The following is a 980-nucleotide window of genomic DNA, read 5'->3' as shown; positions in this document are numbered from 1 at the left end:
CTTCAGGCGATTTGTGCGATTATTTCCGCCTGTCGCCGGCCGATATGAAAGGCCGGCTGGAGGAACTGGTTGAAACGGGCGAGTTGCTGCCGGTGCGCGTCGAAGGCTGGGACAAGCCCGCCTATCTTCATAAAGACGCGCGTCTGCCGCGCAAGATCGAGGCCCGCGCCCTGCTGGCGCCGTTCGATCCTGTCGTCTTCGAACGCTCGCGCACAGAGCGGCTGTTCGACTTCCACTACCGCATTGAGATCTACACGCCGGCCGACAAGCGGCAATACGGCTATTATGTCCTGCCGTTCCTGCTCGGCGACAGGATCGTGGCACGCGTCGACCTCAAGGCCGATCGCCCGGCCAGCATACTGCGCGTCCATGCAGCCTATGCGGAGCCCGGTGCGCCGCCTGAAACCGCTGCGGAGCTGTTCGAGGAATTGAAGCAGATGCAGGGTTGGCTCGGGCTCGAACGCATCGAAGTGACGCCTGCCGGGGATTTGGGGCCGGCGCTGGCCGACATAGCGGTGTCGTAAGCTCGCGTTGACACCGCCGCCCGCAAAAGCCTAAATCCGGTTCCAGATGGTCCCTTGCCCGCAACGGCAAGGGCTAAGAGGGAATGCGGTGCGGGGCAAAATCCCAAATCCGCGGCTGTCCCCGCAACTGTAAGCGAAGAGCCAAGGCCGAAAACCACTGGGAATTCCCGGGAAGGCGGCTACCCAAGGCGATGACTCGCGAGCCAGGAGACCTGCCGTCTGCGACTGTAGAATCCGATCGCCCGGCGGGTTTCCGGGCAAGGAGCCCGATCTTTGGACCACGACAGCAGTTTTTCGGCTGGCACAGCGGATATTTCGTCCGGCCATGATGATGCCTTGGCCGGCGTCACCATCATCGTCTGCGGCTCCTGCCGCAATGAGACCGGCTCCGACGCTCATCCCCGCGCCGGCGAGTTGCTGACGGACGACACGCGCCGCGCCGCCGCTGGCGACGAT

1 protein-coding gene, 1 pseudogene and 1 riboswitch are annotated in these 980 nt (G+C 63.8%); the gene and the pseudogene both read left to right on the top strand.

Annotation, left to right across the window (positions count from 1 at the left end):
- A partial coding sequence (locus tag EN925_RS37340) for a crosslink repair DNA glycosylase YcaQ family protein (RefSeq protein ID WP_164894736.1) occupies positions 1 to 524 on the top strand: 524 nt, incomplete at its 5' end.
- Positions 525 to 554: 30 nt separating this feature from the next.
- A riboswitch (cobalamin riboswitch) is annotated at positions 555 to 759 on the top strand.
- A gap of 38 nt (positions 760 to 797) precedes the next feature.
- Positions 798 to 980: pseudogene (locus EN925_RS37335) on the top strand (metal-binding protein); the annotation flags it as partial.

Origin of the sequence: Mesorhizobium sp. M7A.F.Ca.US.006.04.2.1 (genome assembly GCF_004022915.1) — a bacterium.
GTDB classification, from domain to species: domain Bacteria; phylum Pseudomonadota; class Alphaproteobacteria; order Rhizobiales; family Rhizobiaceae; genus Mesorhizobium; species Mesorhizobium ciceri.
Note: the sequence above shows the minus strand (reverse complement) of the source record. Positions and strands in the feature narration are given on the sequence as shown.